The following is a 16,222-nucleotide window of genomic DNA, read 5'->3' as shown; positions in this document are numbered from 1 at the left end:
TCAGCGCAGTACGGCTTCCAGCGCACCGCAGACTGCCTCGAAATCCGCGTCGGTCATCCATGGACTGTTGCCGATGGTGAGGCTGCGTGCGGCGAAATCACGGGCCTGCGGCACATCCTGCGCAGGCACGATGCCGGCGAGATAGGCGTAGTCGGGCAGGGCGTGGATGAACAGACGGCTGACGCCGTAGCCGGATGACCACAACTGATCCAGCGCGGCATCGCGACTTTTTTGATCGGGTAGCAATAGCAGTAAAAACGGCCAGGTGCCATGTGCACCAGCGGGATCGTCGAGCAGCTCGACGCCGCCGATCTGGCGCAGTCGCGGCAATCGCCGCCGTGCCTGCGCCGACAGCCGGTCGAGGAACGCCGGCAGACGGTCGGCGGCGCGTGCGCCGACGGCCTGGCGCCAGCGGCCGACGCGATGCAGCGGAATCGTCAGCGGGAAGTCGTCGCCCACGGCGGCGACCGGATCGCCACGGCGCAGGGCACGACGAAGGGGGTTGCCATACGCCAGGCGCAAGCCCCACGGCCGGTACAGCGCGGCGTAGCCGAGCAGTTCGATGCGGCGCTTCCATTCCATGCCGGAGTTGTGCGGCACGAGGCGTGCGGCGGTGCGCGCCAGCCGCTCGCGCAGCGACGGGTCGCGCGCCAGCAGCAGTCCGCCTTCGTAGATCGACAGGCCCTTGCCTGCGGCCAGGCTGAAAAATCCCACGTCGCCGGCCAGCCCCACACTGGCGCCGTTGCGGCGTGCGCCCAGCGCCTGCGCGGCGTCCTCGATCACGTACGCGCCGACCTGGCGCGCGACGGCGAGCGTATCGTCGACGTCGGCGACGCGGCCGGCCAGGTGGGTGGGCATGATCGCCAGCGTGCGCTCGTCGCAGGCGGCGCGCAGCGCGGCGGGGTCCATGTCGTAGTGGCCTGGCTTCAGATCGCACAGCTGCAATTCGAGCCCAGCCTGCTGCACAGCGATCGCCACCAGCGGACAGGTGAACGCCGGCACCACCACGCGGCGGCGCTGCGGCTGCAGCTCGCGCAGCGTGGTCAGTGCGATCAGCAGCGCAGCGGTGCCGGAACATTCCAGTTGCAGCGGCGGCGTGCCCAGCAGCGCGGCGACGCCGTCGGCCAGCGTCGGTGCGCCCGGGCGCAGATCGCCCAGCCGCAGCGGCAGGCCGGCGGTGGGCGGCAGTTCGTGGAGGCGGCGGGGCAGCATGGGCGCAGCTTAGCCGGTGCTCAGGCTGTGGCGACTTCCGGCGCGTGCTCGCGGCTCTCGGCGAGCCCCAGGCAGACGATGCCGGCGATGATCGCGACGGCACCCAGGACGCGGGCAAGGTCGAGGCGCTCGCCGAACAGCCAGATCGACAGCAGCATCACCGACACCACCTCCAGGTGCGAGGCGGCGAAGGCGGGGCCGATCGGCGCGTGTTTCAGCAGCGCCATCCAGGTGAAGAACGCGCCGACGTAGCCGACCACCGCGCCGTACACCCACGGCTGGCCGAACACGCGCAGCAGCCACGCCAGGCTGGCTTCCACCGGCAGCGCCTGGCTGCCGGCGTACTTGAAGCTGATCTGCGCGAGGGTGTCGAAGCCCATCAGCAGCAGGAAGCCGAACAGGTAGAAGCGCTTCATCCGCCGACTCCCACGATAGCCACGCCGAGCGTGACCAGCAGGATGCCGACGACGCGCAGCCGGGTCAGCTTCTCGCCGAACAGGAAACGCCCGGCGAGCATGATCGCCACGATGTTGATCGAGCCCAGCAGCACGCCTTCGGACAGCTGGACCAGCGACAGGAACGCGATCCACACCAGGAATTCGACCACGTAGCTGCCGATGCCGAGCCACAGCCAGGGCCTGGATGCCATGTGTTTCCAGCGCGCCAGGCCGTCGCCGGCGGCCTTGTCGCCGGCGGCCGCCTTGAACGCCAGCTGGCCGCCGGTGTCGAGCATGATGTTGAGCAGCCACAGGCCCGCAACGAGGGTGGAGATGGAGCCCTCCGCCGGCATCGTCAGGCCGCGGCGCGCTGCGTGCCGTTCGACGCGGCGATACCGTCGAAGAACGCGGCCGAGCGATCGATCAGGGTGCGCCGTTCCTTGTCGATGGTGATCATGTGGTAGCTGTCGTCGAGCAGCAGCAGTTCGGCCGGCGCATTGACTTCGCGCATCACCAGCGCGGCGTTCTTCGGGCTGGCGACGTCGTCGTCGCTGGCATGGGCGACCAGGCAGGGCGAGGTGACCTGGCGCAGCTGGCGGCGCACGCTGGCGGCCAGGCCGTACATCTCGGCCAGCGAGTACCACGGGTTGCCGGGCAGGCCGGCAGCGGCGCTGTCGCCGCTGAGCATCGCGGTGCTGACCTGCGCACGCAGGCGTTCGTCGCGGATGCCGTAGGGCGGCTGTTCCATGAAGCTGCGGGCGCGGCCGATGCCGAGTTTCTTCAGCAGCGGCAGCAGGAACGACAGCCGCGCCAGCGGCGGGATGCTCCAGCCGTCGTAGCGGAAGGTGGCGCCGTATACGCCCACGCCGGCGATCTGCCGCGGCCGGTCCGCGGCCAGTTTCAGCGCCAGCAGCGCGCCCATCGACAGGCCGCCGACGAACAGCTGGTCGACCTTGCCGAGCATCGCGTCGGCGGCCTGCTCGACGCTGGCGTACCAGTCGCGCCAGCCGGTGGCGAGCAGGTCGTCGACGTCGCCGCAGTGGCCGGCCAGCTGCATGCCGTGCACGGTGAAGCCTGCGCGGTTCAGGCCCTTGCCGAGCAGCTTCATTTCCATCGGCGTGCCGGTGAGGCCGTGGATCAGCAGCACGCCGCGGCGCCCACCCTCGAAGAAAAAGTCAGTCTGCTGGATCACGCGGTTGCCCTGTGGGATGGATCGCGGCGGTTTTCATGCGAACCATGTTCGCAGCCGGCGGTTTCCTCAGTCTTTCGGCACGGCGACCGGCGCCGCGACGTGGCCGAAGCGCACCATCACGCGCTGGCCGATGCGCAGGTCGCGGGTCTGGTCGGGCTGGTCGAACGCCAGCACGCATTCCACCGTCCGCGCGTTGGCGCGCACTTGCGGGTCGTTTTCCAGCGTGGCCGGCCCGTAGACTTCGCCGACGCGCAGTACGTGCGCGCTCCAGCGGGCATGCGCGCCGCCGCTGTCGGCGGCCACTTCGGCCGGCATGCCCGGGCGGATCGCCGCGGCGAAGCTGTCGTTGAGTTCGGCGCGGACGATCCGCGGTTTCTGCGGCAGCAGGGTGAAAAGGGGGCCGGACGCAGGCGACACGCTGGCGCCGGGCTGGGCCGATACCTGCACCACGTCGGCGTCGAACGGGGCGAGCAGGCTGCGCTGCTTCAGTTCGTAGCGGGCCTCGTCCAGTTTCTGGCCGGCCATGCCCAGTGCCGCGCGGGCGGACTGCCGATCGGCATCGACCTGTGCCGCCGCTTCGCGCGCATCGTCGGCGCTCTGGCCGTCGCCGGCACCGGCGGCGGCCGCGGCGGCCAGTCGCTGGGCGCGCTGCTTCGCCGCAACCTGTTTGATCCCGAGCAGCTTCAGCTGCGCCTGCGCCTGCTCGAACTGCGCTTGTGCCGCCTCGACCGCCAGCCTGGCCGGCTCGGCGTCCAGCGCCGCCAGCAACTGGCCCTGCTTGACGTGGTCGCCTTCGTGCACGGCGACCGTGGCGAGCGTGCCTTCACGCGGCATCGACAGGTTCAGCAGGCCACCTTCGATATCGACCTTGCCGCGCGCGACGGCGACGTAGGCGGTCGCGGGCTGCGCGGTGGCGCCGCTCGGTGCGTCGGCGGAGCGCGAGCAGGCGGCCAGCAGCCACGTCAGCGTCAGCGCGAGGCAGCCATACCCGAGCCGCCGCATGCCGGTCGAATGCCGTGATGGACGGGCGGCGGGCGGCTTCATGACGAGCGGCTTCATGACGGAATTTCCTTGCTGTCGATGCGCGGCGCATGATTGCGCCGGTCGCTGAGGATGCGGCCGTCTTCCATCGCCAGCACGCGGTCGGCGTGGACGACCAGGCGCGGGTCGTGGCTGACGCACAGTACCGTGGTGCCGTGGGCGTGGGCGATCCGGTGCAGGATGTCGATGATGATCTGGCCGTTGGCGGCGTCCAGTGCGCTGGTCGGCTCGTCGGCGAACAGCAGCTCGGGCTGCTTGGCCAGCGCGCGGGCGATCGCCACGCGCTGCTTCTCGCCGCCGGACAGCTCGGACGGGCGCAGCCGCATGCGGTGCGCCAGGCCGACCTCCTCCAGCGACTGCTGCGCGCGCCGGCGCGCCTCGTCGCGCGACAGCCCCATGTGGTTCAGCGGCAGCTCGACCTGCTCGAACGCGGAGAGCGCGGGGAACAGGTTGAAGCCCTGGAACACGAAGCCGGTGTGCTGCAGGCGGAAGCGTTCCAGCGCGCGCAGGTCGAGCTGGCCCAGTTCGCTGCCGAGCGCCCGCACGCGGCCGCTGTCGACCTTCTGCAGGCCGCTGAGGATCGCCAGCAGGGTGCTCTTGCCGCAGCCGGATGGGCCGGAGATCAGGGTCAGCTCGCCGGCATCGATGCTGAGCGAGAAGCCGTCCAGCACCTGCGTGCGCTGGTGGCCGGAGACGAACGCCTTGCTGACGTTGTCGGCCTGCAGGGCAGGTGCGTGCGGCGGTTCGATGGCGGGGGCGGGATGCATCGCGACTATCTCAGCAGGGTGGCCGGGTCGGCGCGGCGCAGGCTGCGCATCGCGGCCAGGCCGGAGACGGCGGCGAGGCCAAGCACCAGGAGGATGCAGCCCAGCGCGGCGGGTACGTTCAGAACCACCGGCACGTCCTGGCTGCGTGCCAGCAGCATCAGCACGATGCCGAGCACGCTGGCGCCGAGCAGGCCCAGCGCGCCGACCCAGAACGCCTGCTCCAGCACCACCTTGCGCAGTGCGCCCACGCCCACGCCGAGCGCGTTGAGGGTGGCGTACTCGCGCACCGAGCCGTTGACCGCGGCGATCAGGGTCTGGCTGGTGATCACCGCGCCGACCAGGAACACGATGCCGGCCAGGAACAGCACGCCGGCGCCGGCGCCGGTATCGAACAGCCAGTAGCGCACCGAGAGCTTGGCGAAATCGCCGGCGCTCCAGGTCGTGTACGGACCGAAGGCGGTGTCGCCGCGCAGGCGCATGGCCACCGCTTCGGCCTGGGCCGGGTCGCGCAGTTTCGCCACCAGGTAGGTCGGGCCGGTGTCGGTCGGGTCGCTGTCCAGCCGGCGCGCGGTGTCCAGCGAGCACAGCACGTTGACCCCGCCGAGCGCGCGCAGGCCGCTGCTGATGCCGACCACGCGCACCTGCTGGCCGTTGATGGTGGCGGTCTGGCCGATGTCGACGCCGAGCTGGTCCTGCGCGGAGCGGTCGATAACGATCGCGTCCGGTTCGGCCAGCCGCGCGCGCAGCGCCGGCGAAAGTGCCTTGGAGAACATCAGCCCGTCGGCGGCCGGGTCGATGCCGGAGACGAACACCGAGACGCCACCGGTCTCGCGCGGCCCGCGCCAGTCGCCGTCGACCCACAGGTACGGCTCGACCCGCTGCACCGCCGGGTCCATCAGCAGGCGCGATTCCACATCGGCGTCGATCGCGCGGCCCAGGCTCACGCTCTGCGTGCCGGGGTAGCCCACCCACACGTCGGCCGACGAGCCGGTGATGTACAGGCTGGTGCTGCCGAAGATGCCCAGCACCAGCGCGATCTGCAGCAGCTGCAGCAGGCCGGCGAAACCGACCGCCAGCATCGCCGGCAGGAAGCGCCGCCACTCGTAGACCAACGTCTTGCGCGCGAGGGCGACCATCAGTGGGAGCCTCGAAAAATTGCCCTGCACTCCGTCATTCCTGCGAAAGCAGGAATCCAGCGTCTGCCTTCGATGACTTGACGGCACTGGGCCCCAGCTTTCGCTGGGGTGACGGTGTTATTCGAGGTTCCCATCAGTGCGGCGCTCCGTGGGCGTCGTCGGCTGCCGTCGACGCTGCCCGCTCCGTGCCCGGAGCGGGCAGCGGTGCGCCACCCAATGCCTTGAACAGCGCGACATAAGCGAGGCTGCGCGCGGCGCGGGCGTCGGCCAGTTCGAGCGCGGCCTGGTCGGCGGCGACCTGGCTTTCGGCGTGATCGAGCGGACTGCCCAGCTGCAGCCCGACCCGGGCCTGCACGGCCTGGTCGGCGCGCTGCAGCGCCCGCCAGGCCAGCGTGTCCTGCTGCTCGCGCTGGCGTTGCTGCTGCAGGCTGCCCAGCGCGGTTTCCACTTCGGCCACGCCTTGCAGCACGGCCTGCCGGTAAGCCAGCACGCTGGCTTTCAGCTCGTGTGCCTTGGCGTGCGTGGCGGCCAGCCGCATGCCCCAGTCGAACAGCGGAATGTCGATCACCGGGCCCACCGACGCGATGCCGTTCGGGGTGGTGGAAAAGCGGTGGTTGTTGTTGATGTCGGTGGCCCAGACCATCGAGGCGCCGAGGCCGATGCTGGGGAACAGCTCGGCGTGGGTCAGCGCCAGTTCGCCGGCGGTGCGCAGCACGTCCGCCTCGGCGCGGGCGATCTCGGGGCGTGTACGCAGCAGTTCGGCCGGGGTGCCGTCGAGCCGCCAGGCGCCCAGCTCGGGCGGCGTGCCCGCCTGCAGCCACGCCGGATCGGGATGGTTCTGCCCGAGCAGGACGGCCAGGCGCTGCGCACTGGCGTCGATCGCCTGGCGTGGCGCAGCCAGGGCGGCTTCGGCCTGCGCCCAGGCGGCCTGCGCCTGGTCCACCGCCCCGGGCGCCGCCAGCTGCAGGCGTTGCCGCGTCCGCTGCAGTTCCCATGCGTGCCGGCGCTGCCGGCTGATCCGCTGCAGCAGCTGTTCCTGCTGCTGCGCGGTGCGCAGGTCGATCCACTCGCGCACCACTTCGGCGACCAGGGTGACCCGGGCGGCCTGCAGGTCGGCCACGCCGGCGTCCAGCGCGCCCTGCGATTCGCGCCGGGTGCCCTCGGCGCGGCCGAACAGGCCCAGCTCCCAGCTGGCGTCGAAGCCGGCTACGAAGAACGAGGCGCTGGCGTCCGGATCGATCGCGTCATGGGTGCGTGCATCCAGCGCCGGCAGATAGCGCGCGTGGGCACGTTCGTGCAGGGTGCGCACGGCGCGCAGCCGTTCGACCGCCTGCGCGACGTCGAGGTTGTTGGCCAGCGCGCGCTCGACCAGCGCGTCGAGGGCGGGATCGGCGAACGCGTGCCACCAGCCGTGCAGGTCGGTCGGCGGGGCCGGGTCCGCGGCGACCGCGTGCTGCCATTGCGCGGGCACCGGCGGCGCCAGCCGGGGCAGCGGCGCGGCGCAGCCGGCCAGCCCGGACAAGACGACGCCAAACACGCACATGCGCAGCCAGCGGTCGTCGGTTGTCTTGCTCAGTCGAAGGGGCACGGTGCGCAGTTTTCCATGGCGACGATCCGAGGCAGTGGCGCGGTCGGCATTGGGTGATGGTCATCCCGCGCCATTGTCGTGGTGGAATCTTTCTTTACCCTGAGACGGGAGGTGGGCGGCCGGTGAGGAAGGCGCGGGGAAACGCACTTCCACGCACAGTCCGCGCACTTCGCCAAGCCGGTAGACCACTTCGGCGTGATGCCGCTCGGCGATGCGCTGGACGATCGCCAGTCCCAGCCCGCTGCCTTCCTCGCTGCTGCCGGCGGCGCGGAAGAAACGCTCGCTCAGCCGCGGCAGCAGTTCGGGCGGTACGCCGGGACCGTTGTCCTCGACGCCGAGGCTGGCGCCACCGTCGGCGCGCGCCTGCAGCCTGACGGTGACGGTACTGCCACGGCCGGCATAGCGCACGGCATTGTCGATCAGGTTGTCCAGCAGATCCTGCACGCTGGCGGCGTCGCCAAGCACGGACAGCGCCTGCCCGGCGCCCTCGTAGCCCAGGTCCACGCCGGCCCGGAGGGCTTCGTGGACCCGTTCGGACACCGCTTCGGGGATGAACCGGCTCAGGTCGAGCAGCGTGCGTTCGCCGGCTTCCGGCGATGGCGCCTGCGCACGCGTCAGCGCCAGCAACTGCGCGGAGGTACGTGCGGCGCGCTGGGTCAGTCGCCGGATGTGGGCGAGGGCATCGGTCACCGTCTCCGGCCGCGGGTCGGCCATGGCATGTTCGACGTGCAGGCTCAGCCCGGTCAATGGCGTGCGCAACTGGTGCGCGGCGTCGGCGATGAAGCGGTCGTGCAGGGCCAGCATGCCGCGCAGTCGACCGAACAGCGCGTCGATGGTATGCGTCAACGGCTGGATCTCCTGCGGTACGTCGGGGCCATCGATCGAGGTCAGTTCATCGGTGCGTGCGGCCAGCCGCGCGGTCAGCGGATCGAGCACGCGCAGGCCGCGGCCGACACCGAACCAGACCAGCGAAAGCACGCCGACGATCAGCAGTGTCTGCATCACGATCGCCAGCAGCAGAATTTCCCGCGCCTGCCGGTGTCGGTCGCGCAGGGTTTCGGCGACGGTGACGACCAGGCTGTCGCCGGGGTCGTTGTGCATGGCGATATGCACCGTGGCGGCGCGCAAGGTGTGCTTCGCCAACCGCGCGTCGTACAGCGCCGGCCGGGCGCCGATGGCCGGCACCTGCGTGGGCTGCGGCAGCTGCCCATTGCTGGCCAGCAGGCCGTGCCTGGTACTGCTCACGGTGAAGTAGCTGTGGCCGTCCGGATCGTATTCGAGCAGGAAGCGCGCCTGCGGGGTCAATTCGCCATCGAGCTGGTCGTTGCCGAGCATCGTCGCCAGGGTCAGTGCATCGTCGCTGAGATCGCGGTCGTGCACCCGGTTGGCGTAGGTCAGCGCCACGGCATAGGTCAGCAGCGCGTCCAGCAGCAACAGCACGCCTACCGGGACCAGCAGAACCAGCAGCAAGCGCCGGCGCAGGCTGGGGCGCAGCGAATGCGTGCGTGGCGGGCTCATGCGTGGCCGTCTCCGGCGTCGCCCATTTCCTCCAGCAGGTAGCCCAGCCCGCGGATCGTGCGCACGCCGGTGCCGCTGCCATGCAGCTTGCGGCGCAGGCGGTGGATCGCGATGTCCAGGCCGTTGTCGGTCAACTCCTGATCCCAGTCGCACAGCGCCGCGATCAGCTGGGCGCGGCTGGTGACGCGGTCCACGCGCAGGGCCAGCGCTTCCAGCAGGCCGAATTCGCGCGCGGTCAGTTCCAGCGGCGCCTGGTCGATCCATGCGCGATGCCCGGGCAGGTCCAGCCGCAACCGGCCCAGTTGCAACTCCGGCCGGCCCTGGCTGCTGGCCCGGCGCAGCAGCGCCCGCACGCGCGCCTCGAATTCGGCCAGCGCGAAGGGTTTCACCAGGTAATCGTCGGCGCCCAGGTCGAGCAGGCGGATGCGCTCGGCCAGGCCGTCACGAGCCGTCACCACCAGCACCGGCATGCCCGTGCCGCGGCGGCGCAGGCGGCGCAGCACCTCGCTGCCGTCGAGCGAAGGCAGGCCCAGATCCAGCACCAGCAGGTCGTAGTCGTGATCGCGCAGCGCCGTGTCGGCCAGGTTGCCCCTGGCGGCATGGTCCACCGCGTGGCCGCCGTGCCGCAGCGACGCGCAGATACCCTCGGCGATGGAGGCATCGTCCTCGGCCAGCAGAATACGCATCGTGTACTCCCGGGGCGCGCATGAGTGTGGTCGGTCGCCAGACCTGGCGATGACAGTTACTGAGATTGATTCTTGTCTGCGAACTGGCGGAGGCAATGGCGCAGTCGGAATCTTCGGATGCTGCGCTCATCCAGACCATTCGCGCCAGCCGCAGTTCCCGTGCTGCTGTTCGCGCTGAGCGGGATCACCCCCAACCATGCATGGCCGGCCGTACGGCCGAGTGGTCGGCGAACGAGATTTGTCTGTCGATGCCGCAGCCTCGGGATGCTGGTCGGCATGACCTCTGGCCTATGTCGCCGTGGCCGCTTGGGTGCACTCTGCGGGGATTGCTCAGGGGGAGTGGCAAGATGCGGCGAATCGTACGCAAGTGGGGGTATCTGTGCGCCATGGCCGCGTTCTGGCCCTGGCTGGCGATGGCACAGCAGGCAGCGCCGGCGGCGGCAGCCTCGGTGCCGGCCAGCGCTGCCAGCGTGGCGCTTCCCGACATTCCCTTCGCGGCCGCCGATGCCGCCGCGGTCACCGTGCCCAGCGCCGCGGATGCGTGGGGCGGCGAGCGCAGCGGCAACGAGCCGACCCTGTCCGATCGCGTGGTGAGCTATCGCATCGACGCCGAACTGGATGCGGCGAAACATGCGGTGAGCGGCAGGCAGCACATGACCTGGCGCAACCGCAGCGATCGCCCGGTAAGCAAGGTCTACTTCCATCTGTACCTCAACGCCTTCCAGAACGAGGGCAGCACCTGGTTCACCGAGCGCAAGGTACTGACCGCGCACGGCCGCTCGCGCGGCGCGGCGGCCTTGAAGAAGGGCGAGTGGGGCTGGATCGAGCTGAAGCAGGTGAGGCAGGGCGATGCCGCGTTGAAGTGGCAGTTCGTGCAGCCCGACGGCGGTCCGACCACCGACCAGACCGTGGTGCGCATCGACCTGGCCGAGCCGGTGCCGGCCGGCGGCACGCTGACCCTGGACATCGACTTCCTCAGCCAGTTGCCGCGGGTGGTCGAGCGCACCGGCTGGTTCGGCGACTTCAACCTGGTGGCGCAGTGGTTCCCCAAGATCGGCGTGCTGGAACTGCCCGGCGAGCGCAGCGCCACCGCACCGCGCTGGAACGTGCACGAGTTCCATTTCAACAGCGAGTTCTACGCCGACTTCGGCCTGTACGACGTGCGCCTCACCGTGCCCAGCGACTACACCGTCGGTGCGGTGGGCAAGCTGCAGGGCCCGCCCGAGACGGCGAACGGCAAGAGCACGTACCACTTCGTGCAGGGCGACGTGCACGATTTCGCCTGGGTCGCGGCCCGGGGCTACAAGACGCTGGACGGCAGCTGGCAGGGGCCGGGCAGTCCGAAGGTCGACGTGCGGGTGATCTATCCCGGCGAATACGCGGCCAGCGCCGGACCGGTGCTCAAGGCCACCACTGATTCGCTGACGTTTTTTTCGAAGTCGCTGGGCGCCTACCCGTACGAGACGGTGACGGCGGTGGTGCCGCCGTACAACGCGTCGGAGGCGGGCGGCATGGAATACCCCACGTTCTTCACCGCCGAGGGCTACGCCAAGGTCGAGCCGGGTACGCTCACGCAGTACGCGATCGATTTCGTCACCATCCATGAATTCGGCCATGGTTATTTCTACGGGCTGCTGGCCTCGAACGAATTCGAGGAGCCGATGCTCGACGAGGGCATGAACGAATACTGGGACGGCCGCATGACGCGCGAGAGCGGCGAGAAGATCGTGCTGGCATCAGGCTGGATGAAGCGCCTCGGCATCACGCCGGCGATGACCGGCTTCGAGGCGGAGCGACTCAGTGCCGGACTGCACCTGCCGCCCGATCCGCTGGGCGCAAACGCCTGGGATCGTCTGTCCAGCAGCAGCTACGGCACGGTGTATTCGCGCACCGCCACCGCCATGCACGACCTGGAGGAGTGCCTGGGCAAGCCGGCGCTGGAGCGCGCGATGCACGAGTACTACCGGCGCTGGCGTTTCCGCCATCCGTCGTCGGCCGACCTGCGCGCCACCCTGGCCGAGGTCTCCGGCAACCCGAAGGCGGTCAACGCAATCTTCGACCAGTACGTCTACGGCACCGCGCAGATCGACGACCGGGTCGCCAGCATCGACACCGCCGAAGTGCTGCCGCAGGCCGGCAGCACGCTGAAGGACGGCAAGCGCAGCGAGCTCGACAGCGACGCTCTCGACAAGCAGGTCGACAAACAGCGCGAGGCTTGGGACAAGGCCCATCCGAACGCGAAGCCGGGCAGCGGACCGTTCCCGTGGCACAGCACCGTCACCGTGCGCCGCGACGGCGTGCCGGTGCCGCAACTGCTGCGGGTGAAGTTCGCCGACGGCAGCAGCGAGGACGTGCATTGGAACGACGGCCGCCGCTGGGCCCGCTTCGATTTCACCAGGCCGTCCAAGGCGGTCTCGGCCACGCTCGATCCCGAGCAGAAGATCTACCTGGATGCGAACAAACTCAACGACAGCCGGACGACCAAGGCCGACGGCAGCGCCTCGCGCCGCTGGAGCGCGGATGCCGCGTCCCTGTTGCAGGTCTTCTATGCCTTGGTGGGGTCGCTGTGATGATGAACAAACGTGCTTCGCGTCGGGTGGACTTTGGCGCCGCCATGCGCGCCCCGCTGGCTGCCATGCAATGGCGCCTGCTGTTGCTGTGGACGCTGTTGCTGCTGCTGCCGACCGCGGTGGTCAGCCTGCCGTTGTGGCGCAGCCTGAGCGGGCTGCTCGACCATTCGGTGCATGCGCAGGCATGGGCCGCGCAGTTCAGCCCGCTGATGTTCGGCGACACCTTGTCGGCACTCGGCGACGATACCGGCTGGATCAGCGGCGTGGCGATCCTCGGCCTGCTGCTGACCGTGCTGCTGTCGCCGTTCCTCAACGGCATGCTGGTCGGCAGCGGACGCGCCAGCCGCGTGCTGGGTTTCTGCCACCTGCTCCAGTGCGGCATCGTCGAATATGGCCGCATGTTCCGCCTGATGCTGTGGTCGATCGTGCCCTACGCGGTGATGGCGGCACTGATCGGGGTGGCCTTCGACGCGGTGGACCGGGCCGACGCCAGGGCCGTGCTGGAATCGCAGGCGGACCGCACGTCGTACCTGGCGATCGGGCTGGCCGTGCTGCTGTTCGTGCTGGCGCAGGCCATCGTGGAGTCGGGACGTGCCGCGTTCATCGCCGACGGCAACCTGCGTTCGTCCACCCGTGCGTTCGGTCGCGGCTTCATGCAACTGCTGCGGCGGCCGTTCAGTACGCTGTTTTGCTACTTGCTGATCAGCGCGATCGGCTACGCGGTGGCGCTGGCGCTCGGCGTGGGCCGCGTGCATACCCCGGCGCTCGGCGTGACCGGCCTGGTGCTGGCGACACTGCTGGCGCAGCTGGTGGTGCTGGTGCTGGGCTGGGTGCGCGTGGCCCGCGTGTTCGCCCTGGCCGAGGTGGCGCGTTCGCTGTCGTCGTCGCGACGCGGCAGCGGTTTGCCGCAGGCGTTGTAGGCAATCGCTGCCCTGCCGGCGCACGCTGGCGGGGCAGCGGGTTCAGCCGTAGGCGCGGCGGTGTTCGCGATGCGGCGGGTAGTAGGCGAACACGTGGCTGTGGCTGCCGTAGAAATCCATGTCCTCGATGTGCTCGCCGCCGAGTCGCTCGGCGACCCGGTCGGAGGCCTCGTTGCCGATCCGCACCAGGCTGATCACGCGCTGGACGCGCAGCTGGTTCCAGGCGAAGTCGAGCACGGCATTGCCCGCCTCCGTGGCGTAGCCGTGGTGGCGATGCTCGGGCTTCAGCATCCAGCCCATTTCCAGGTCCGGCCAGCCGTCGGGGTACATCAGGCCGGCGCGGCCGATGAACTCGCCGCTGCCTTTCAGCTCCAGCGCCCACATGCCGAAGCCGCGCAGCTGCCAGTGGCCCAGCAGCATCGCCAGCGAACGCCAGGCGTTGGTGCGGTCCAGCGGTTCGCCGTCGCCGATCCAGCGCGTGCTGTCCGGGTCGGCCAGCATCGCGGCGTAGTCGTCGAAATGCCGTTCGGTCAGTGCGGTGAGGCGCAGGCGCGCCGTTTCAATGGTTGGAATATCGAACATCACGATCAACGGTGGGCGGCAGCCAGCAGTTCAGCCAGTGCACGGGTGCTGCTGGCAAGACTCTCTTGCCAGGACAACCCGGTGATTGTCTCACCTGTGACCGAATCGACAAAATCCTCGGCCTGGCCGGGCGGCAGCAGGTGCCGGTAGTCCACGGTGACCTCGCTGCCGGCGGGCAGTTCGGCCAGGGCAAACACGAAACCCAGGTGCCACAGCCCGTTCGGCGTGAAGCTGTGGTTGATGTAGCACTCGTCCGGCCAGTCCGGGGACAGCGTGTAGCGGTCCTCGAACCAGCGTGCGCTGGCGTGGAACTGCGCGCTGAGTTCCGGCGAAGCCATGATGTCGGCGTGACGGAACGTCTGCTCGATGCCGTCCGGCGCGGTGATGATGCGCCCCGCCGCCACGGTTTCGTCGAGGAACAGGCCGTTGCCGGCGCCACGGATGGCGGAGGCGGCGATGTGGTAACGCGGCAGGATCATGGCGGGACGGCGACTGGATGGGCGCGCGAGTGTAGCGCAAGCGGCGCGGCCCGCCGTGGGCCGCGCCGCCTGGCCTTCGTTCGCGCAGGGCCCTGCGATTACTCCTTGCTCGCTGTCTTCTTGCCCTTGTGCGCGGCCTTGGCCGGCACGTCCGCCGTGGCGACGGCGTCGTCGGTGTCGTCGCCGAGCTGGATCGCGCTGCGATTGCGCTCGATCGTGGCCTTGCCGATGCCCTTGACGTGGTTGAGGTCGTCGGCCTTCTTGAACGGGCCGTGGGCTTCGCGCCAGGCCACGATGGCCTCGGCCTTGGACTGGCCGATGCCATCCAGCGACTTGGCAATGGTGGCGGCGTCGGCCTGGTTGATATTGACCGGCGTGGCGGCGAGCAGCAGCCCCGGTACGGCGAGGGCGAGTGCAAGGGCGACAGCGACGAGTTTGTTGAACATGGCCTTTCTCCTTGGGCGTTGGTGACGGCATCCGGGTGCCGCCGGCGGACTATGGCGCCGTGGCGCAGGGCCGCACAGTGGGAGGCGCCGCAAGGTCGGCGTGCGCGATGGTCGCTTTCGTCTGTGGGCGGCGTCCGATCGCGTGTCGGTGTGGCCGAAGTGCGGCTGTTACAATGCCGGTCTTGTCCGCCTGATGGAGTGACCTATGGATACCGCCCGCCTTTCCCGTTTCGTCAGCGGCTTGTGGGACGACGAGATCGTGCCGCAACTGGTTGAATACATCCGTATTCCCAACAAGTCGCCGATGTTCGACAAGGACTGGGTGGCGCACGGCTACATGGACGCCGCGGTGAAGCTGATGGAAACCTGGGCGCGCTCCAAGCTGAGCCAGCTGCCGGGTGCCACGCTGGAAGTGGTGCGGCTGGAAGGGCGCACGCCGCTGATCTATATCGAGGTGCCGGGCCAGGGCGACGACACCGTCATGCTGTACGGCCACCTGGACAAGCAGCCGGAGATGACCGGCTGGGCCGACGGCCTGGGTCCGTGGACGCCGGTGATCAAGGGCGACAAGCTGTACGGCCGCGGCGGCGCCGACGACGGTTATGCGATCTTCGGCTCGCTGGCGGCATTGCTGGCGCTGCACGAGCAGGGCATCCCGCACGCACGCTGCGTGGTGATGATCGAGGCCTGCGAGGAATCGGGCAGCTACGACCTGCCGTTCTACGTCGACCACCTGGCTGCGCGCATCGGCAGCCCGTCGCTGGTGGTGTGCCTGGATTCGGGCTGCGGCAACTACGACCAGCTGTGGCTGACCACCTCGCTGCGCGGCATGACCGGCGGCAACCTCACCGTGCAGGTGCTGGAAGAGGGCGTGCATTCGGGCGATGCGTCCGGCGTGGTGCCGTCGAGTTTCCGCATCCTGCGCGAGCTGCTGTCGCGGCTGGAAGATCCGGCGACCGGCACGATCAAGCCGAAGGAGCTGTACGTCGAGATCCCGGCGCAGCGGGTCGAGCAGGCGAAACTGTCGGCCGAAGTGCTGGGCGCGGACATCTACGACAAGTTCCCATGGGTGGAAGGCATGCAGCCGGTCACCCACGACCTGGCCGAGCTGGTGCTCAACCGCACCTGGCGCCCGCAGCTGGCGGTGACCGGCATCGGCGGCATTCCGCCGCTGGAAAGCGCCGGCAACGTGCTGCGCCCGCAGACTTCGGTGAAGCTGAGCCTGCGCGTGCCGCCCACCTTGAACGGCGCCAAGGCCGGCGAGTTCGTCAAGCAGCTGCTGGAAAAGGATCCGCCGTACGGCGCCAAGGTCACTTTCACGCTGGAAAAAGACGGCAGCGGCTGGAACGCACCCGCGCTGTCGCCGTGGCTGGAGCAGGCGGTCAGCGATGCCTCGCAGAACTATTTCGGTGCCCCGGCCACCTACATGGGCGAAGGCGGCAGCATCCCGTTCATGGGCATGCTGGGCGAGAAATTCCCGAAGGCGCAGTTCCTGATCACCGGCGTGCTCGGTCCGCATTCCAACGCGCACGGCCCGAACGAGTTCCTGCACATCCCTACCGGCAAGAAGGTCAGCATGGTGGTGGCCGAGGTGGTGGCGCGCCATCACCAGCAGGGCAGCAAGGCCTGAGCGCGATCGTCGGGCCAT

The 16,222-nt window shown here is 69.6% G+C and carries 16 protein-coding genes; 3 read left to right on the top strand and 13 right to left on the bottom strand.

Annotated features, from left to right (window positions below; genetic code table 11):
* The 10 genes from KK131_RS03630 to KK131_RS03585 form a co-directional block, all read right to left on the bottom strand.
* A complete protein-coding gene (locus KK131_RS03630) occupies positions 1-1,212 on the bottom strand; it encodes a DegT/DnrJ/EryC1/StrS family aminotransferase (RefSeq protein ID WP_214555364.1) in 1,212 nt (403 codons plus the stop codon).
* Positions 1,213-1,232: 20 nt separating this feature from the next.
* Entirely contained in the window at positions 1,233-1,628 is a 396-nt protein-coding gene (locus KK131_RS03625) for an EamA family transporter (protein ID WP_214555363.1), read from the bottom strand.
* Positions 1,625-2,002, bottom strand: a complete 378-nt coding sequence (locus tag KK131_RS03620) for an EamA family transporter (protein WP_214555362.1) — start codon at positions 2,000-2,002, stop codon at positions 1,625-1,627. The genes KK131_RS03625 and KK131_RS03620 overlap by 4 nt, the downstream gene beginning before the upstream one ends.
* Before the next feature lie 2 nt (positions 2,003-2,004).
* On the bottom strand, positions 2,005-2,841 hold the full coding sequence (locus KK131_RS03615) for an alpha/beta fold hydrolase (protein WP_214555361.1): 837 nt from the start codon (positions 2,839-2,841) through the stop codon (positions 2,005-2,007).
* Between the two features lie 66 nt (positions 2,842-2,907).
* Positions 2,908-3,900 (bottom strand): HlyD family efflux transporter periplasmic adaptor subunit, encoded by a 993-nt coding sequence (locus KK131_RS03610; protein WP_250887131.1) that lies wholly within the window; start codon positions 3,898-3,900, stop codon positions 2,908-2,910.
* Complete coding sequence (locus KK131_RS03605) at positions 3,897-4,649, bottom strand: ABC transporter ATP-binding protein (protein ID WP_214555360.1); 753 nt, start codon at positions 4,647-4,649, stop codon at positions 3,897-3,899. The genes KK131_RS03610 and KK131_RS03605 overlap by 4 nt, the downstream gene beginning before the upstream one ends.
* 5 nt (positions 4,650-4,654) lie before the next feature.
* Positions 4,655-5,785, bottom strand: coding sequence for an ABC transporter permease (locus KK131_RS03600; protein ID WP_214555359.1), 1,131 nt, complete (start codon positions 5,783-5,785; stop codon positions 4,655-4,657).
* A gap of 133 nt (positions 5,786-5,918) precedes the next feature.
* Positions 5,919-7,373, bottom strand: coding sequence for an efflux transporter outer membrane subunit (locus tag KK131_RS03595; RefSeq protein ID WP_345777216.1), 1,455 nt, complete (start codon positions 7,371-7,373; stop codon positions 5,919-5,921).
* A gap of 60 nt (positions 7,374-7,433) precedes the next feature.
* A complete protein-coding gene (locus tag KK131_RS03590) occupies positions 7,434-8,891 on the bottom strand; it encodes a sensor histidine kinase (protein ID WP_214555358.1) in 1,458 nt (485 codons plus the stop codon).
* Positions 8,888-9,577 (bottom strand): response regulator, encoded by a 690-nt coding sequence (locus KK131_RS03585; protein ID WP_214555357.1) that lies wholly within the window; start codon positions 9,575-9,577, stop codon positions 8,888-8,890. Before KK131_RS03585 ends, KK131_RS03590 begins: the two co-directional genes overlap by 4 nt.
* Before the next feature lie 347 nt (positions 9,578-9,924).
* Here KK131_RS03585 and KK131_RS03580 point away from each other — a divergent pair, with 347 nt between their 5' ends.
* Entirely contained in the window at positions 9,925-12,147 is a 2,223-nt protein-coding gene (locus KK131_RS03580; protein WP_214555356.1) for a M1 family metallopeptidase, read from the top strand.
* 44 nt (positions 12,148-12,191) lie between these two features.
* Positions 12,192-13,067: a hypothetical protein gene (locus tag KK131_RS03575; protein WP_345777217.1), complete on the top strand. Its 876-nt coding sequence runs from the start codon at positions 12,192-12,194 to the stop codon at positions 13,065-13,067.
* A gap of 42 nt (positions 13,068-13,109) precedes the next feature.
* Here KK131_RS03575 and KK131_RS03570 read toward each other — a convergent pair whose 3' ends face one another.
* From KK131_RS03570 to KK131_RS03560, 3 genes are all read right to left on the bottom strand, one after another.
* Positions 13,110-13,649 carry a GNAT family N-acetyltransferase gene (locus KK131_RS03570; protein WP_214555354.1) on the bottom strand — a complete coding sequence of 180 codons (540 nt, stop codon included), beginning with the start codon at positions 13,647-13,649 and terminating at the stop codon, positions 13,110-13,112.
* Between the two features lie 5 nt (positions 13,650-13,654).
* Positions 13,655-14,128 (bottom strand): SET domain-containing protein, encoded by a 474-nt coding sequence (locus KK131_RS03565; RefSeq protein WP_214555353.1) that lies wholly within the window; start codon positions 14,126-14,128, stop codon positions 13,655-13,657.
* 98 nt (positions 14,129-14,226) lie between these two features.
* Positions 14,227-14,574, bottom strand: coding sequence for a helix-hairpin-helix domain-containing protein (locus tag KK131_RS03560; RefSeq protein ID WP_214555352.1), 348 nt, complete (start codon positions 14,572-14,574; stop codon positions 14,227-14,229).
* A gap of 205 nt (positions 14,575-14,779) precedes the next feature.
* On the opposite strand from KK131_RS03560, the gene KK131_RS03555 reads away from it, so the two are divergent.
* Positions 14,780-16,204, top strand: coding sequence for a M20 family metallopeptidase (locus KK131_RS03555; RefSeq protein WP_214555351.1), 1,425 nt, complete (start codon positions 14,780-14,782; stop codon positions 16,202-16,204).
* The last annotated feature ends 18 nt before the right edge of the window (positions 16,205-16,222 follow it).

Source organism: Rhodanobacter sp. LX-99, assembly GCF_018599185.1.
Taxonomy (GTDB): domain Bacteria; phylum Pseudomonadota; class Gammaproteobacteria; order Xanthomonadales; family Rhodanobacteraceae; genus Rhodanobacter.
This window is presented reverse-complemented; position numbering and strand designations above follow the sequence as displayed.

Bases quoted from the DNA above. Each gene is read 5' to 3' on its own strand.
- KK131_RS03570 (WP_214555354.1), bottom strand. From the start codon at position 13,649: ATGTTCGATATTCCAACCATTGAAACGGCGCGCCTGCGCCTCACCGCA.
- KK131_RS03605 (WP_214555360.1), bottom strand. From the start codon at position 4,649: ATGCATCCCGCCCCCGCCATCGAACCGCCGCACGCACCTGCCCTGCAG.
- KK131_RS03555 (WP_214555351.1), top strand. From the start codon at position 14,780: ATGGATACCGCCCGCCTTTCCCGTTTCGTCAGCGGCTTGTGGGACGAC.
- KK131_RS03585 (WP_214555357.1), bottom strand. From the start codon at position 9,577: ATGCGTATTCTGCTGGCCGAGGACGATGCCTCCATCGCCGAGGGTATC.
- KK131_RS03590 (WP_214555358.1), bottom strand. From the start codon at position 8,891: ATGAGCCCGCCACGCACGCATTCGCTGCGCCCCAGCCTGCGCCGGCGC.
- KK131_RS03560 (WP_214555352.1), bottom strand. From the start codon at position 14,574: ATGTTCAACAAACTCGTCGCTGTCGCCCTTGCACTCGCCCTCGCCGTA.
- KK131_RS03575 (WP_345777217.1), top strand. From the start codon at position 12,192: ATGCGCGCCCCGCTGGCTGCCATGCAATGGCGCCTGCTGTTGCTGTGG.
- KK131_RS03580 (WP_214555356.1), top strand. From the start codon at position 9,925: ATGCGGCGAATCGTACGCAAGTGGGGGTATCTGTGCGCCATGGCCGCG.
- KK131_RS03565 (WP_214555353.1), bottom strand. From the start codon at position 14,128: ATGATCCTGCCGCGTTACCACATCGCCGCCTCCGCCATCCGTGGCGCC.
- KK131_RS03620 (WP_214555362.1), bottom strand. From the start codon at position 2,002: ATGCCGGCGGAGGGCTCCATCTCCACCCTCGTTGCGGGCCTGTGGCTG.
- KK131_RS03610 (WP_250887131.1), bottom strand. From the start codon at position 3,900: ATGAAGCCGCTCGTCATGAAGCCGCCCGCCGCCCGTCCATCACGGCAT.
- KK131_RS03630 (WP_214555364.1), bottom strand. From the start codon at position 1,212: ATGCTGCCCCGCCGCCTCCACGAACTGCCGCCCACCGCCGGCCTGCCG.
- KK131_RS03600 (WP_214555359.1), bottom strand. From the start codon at position 5,785: ATGGTCGCCCTCGCGCGCAAGACGTTGGTCTACGAGTGGCGGCGCTTC.
- KK131_RS03625 (WP_214555363.1), bottom strand. From the start codon at position 1,628: ATGAAGCGCTTCTACCTGTTCGGCTTCCTGCTGCTGATGGGCTTCGAC.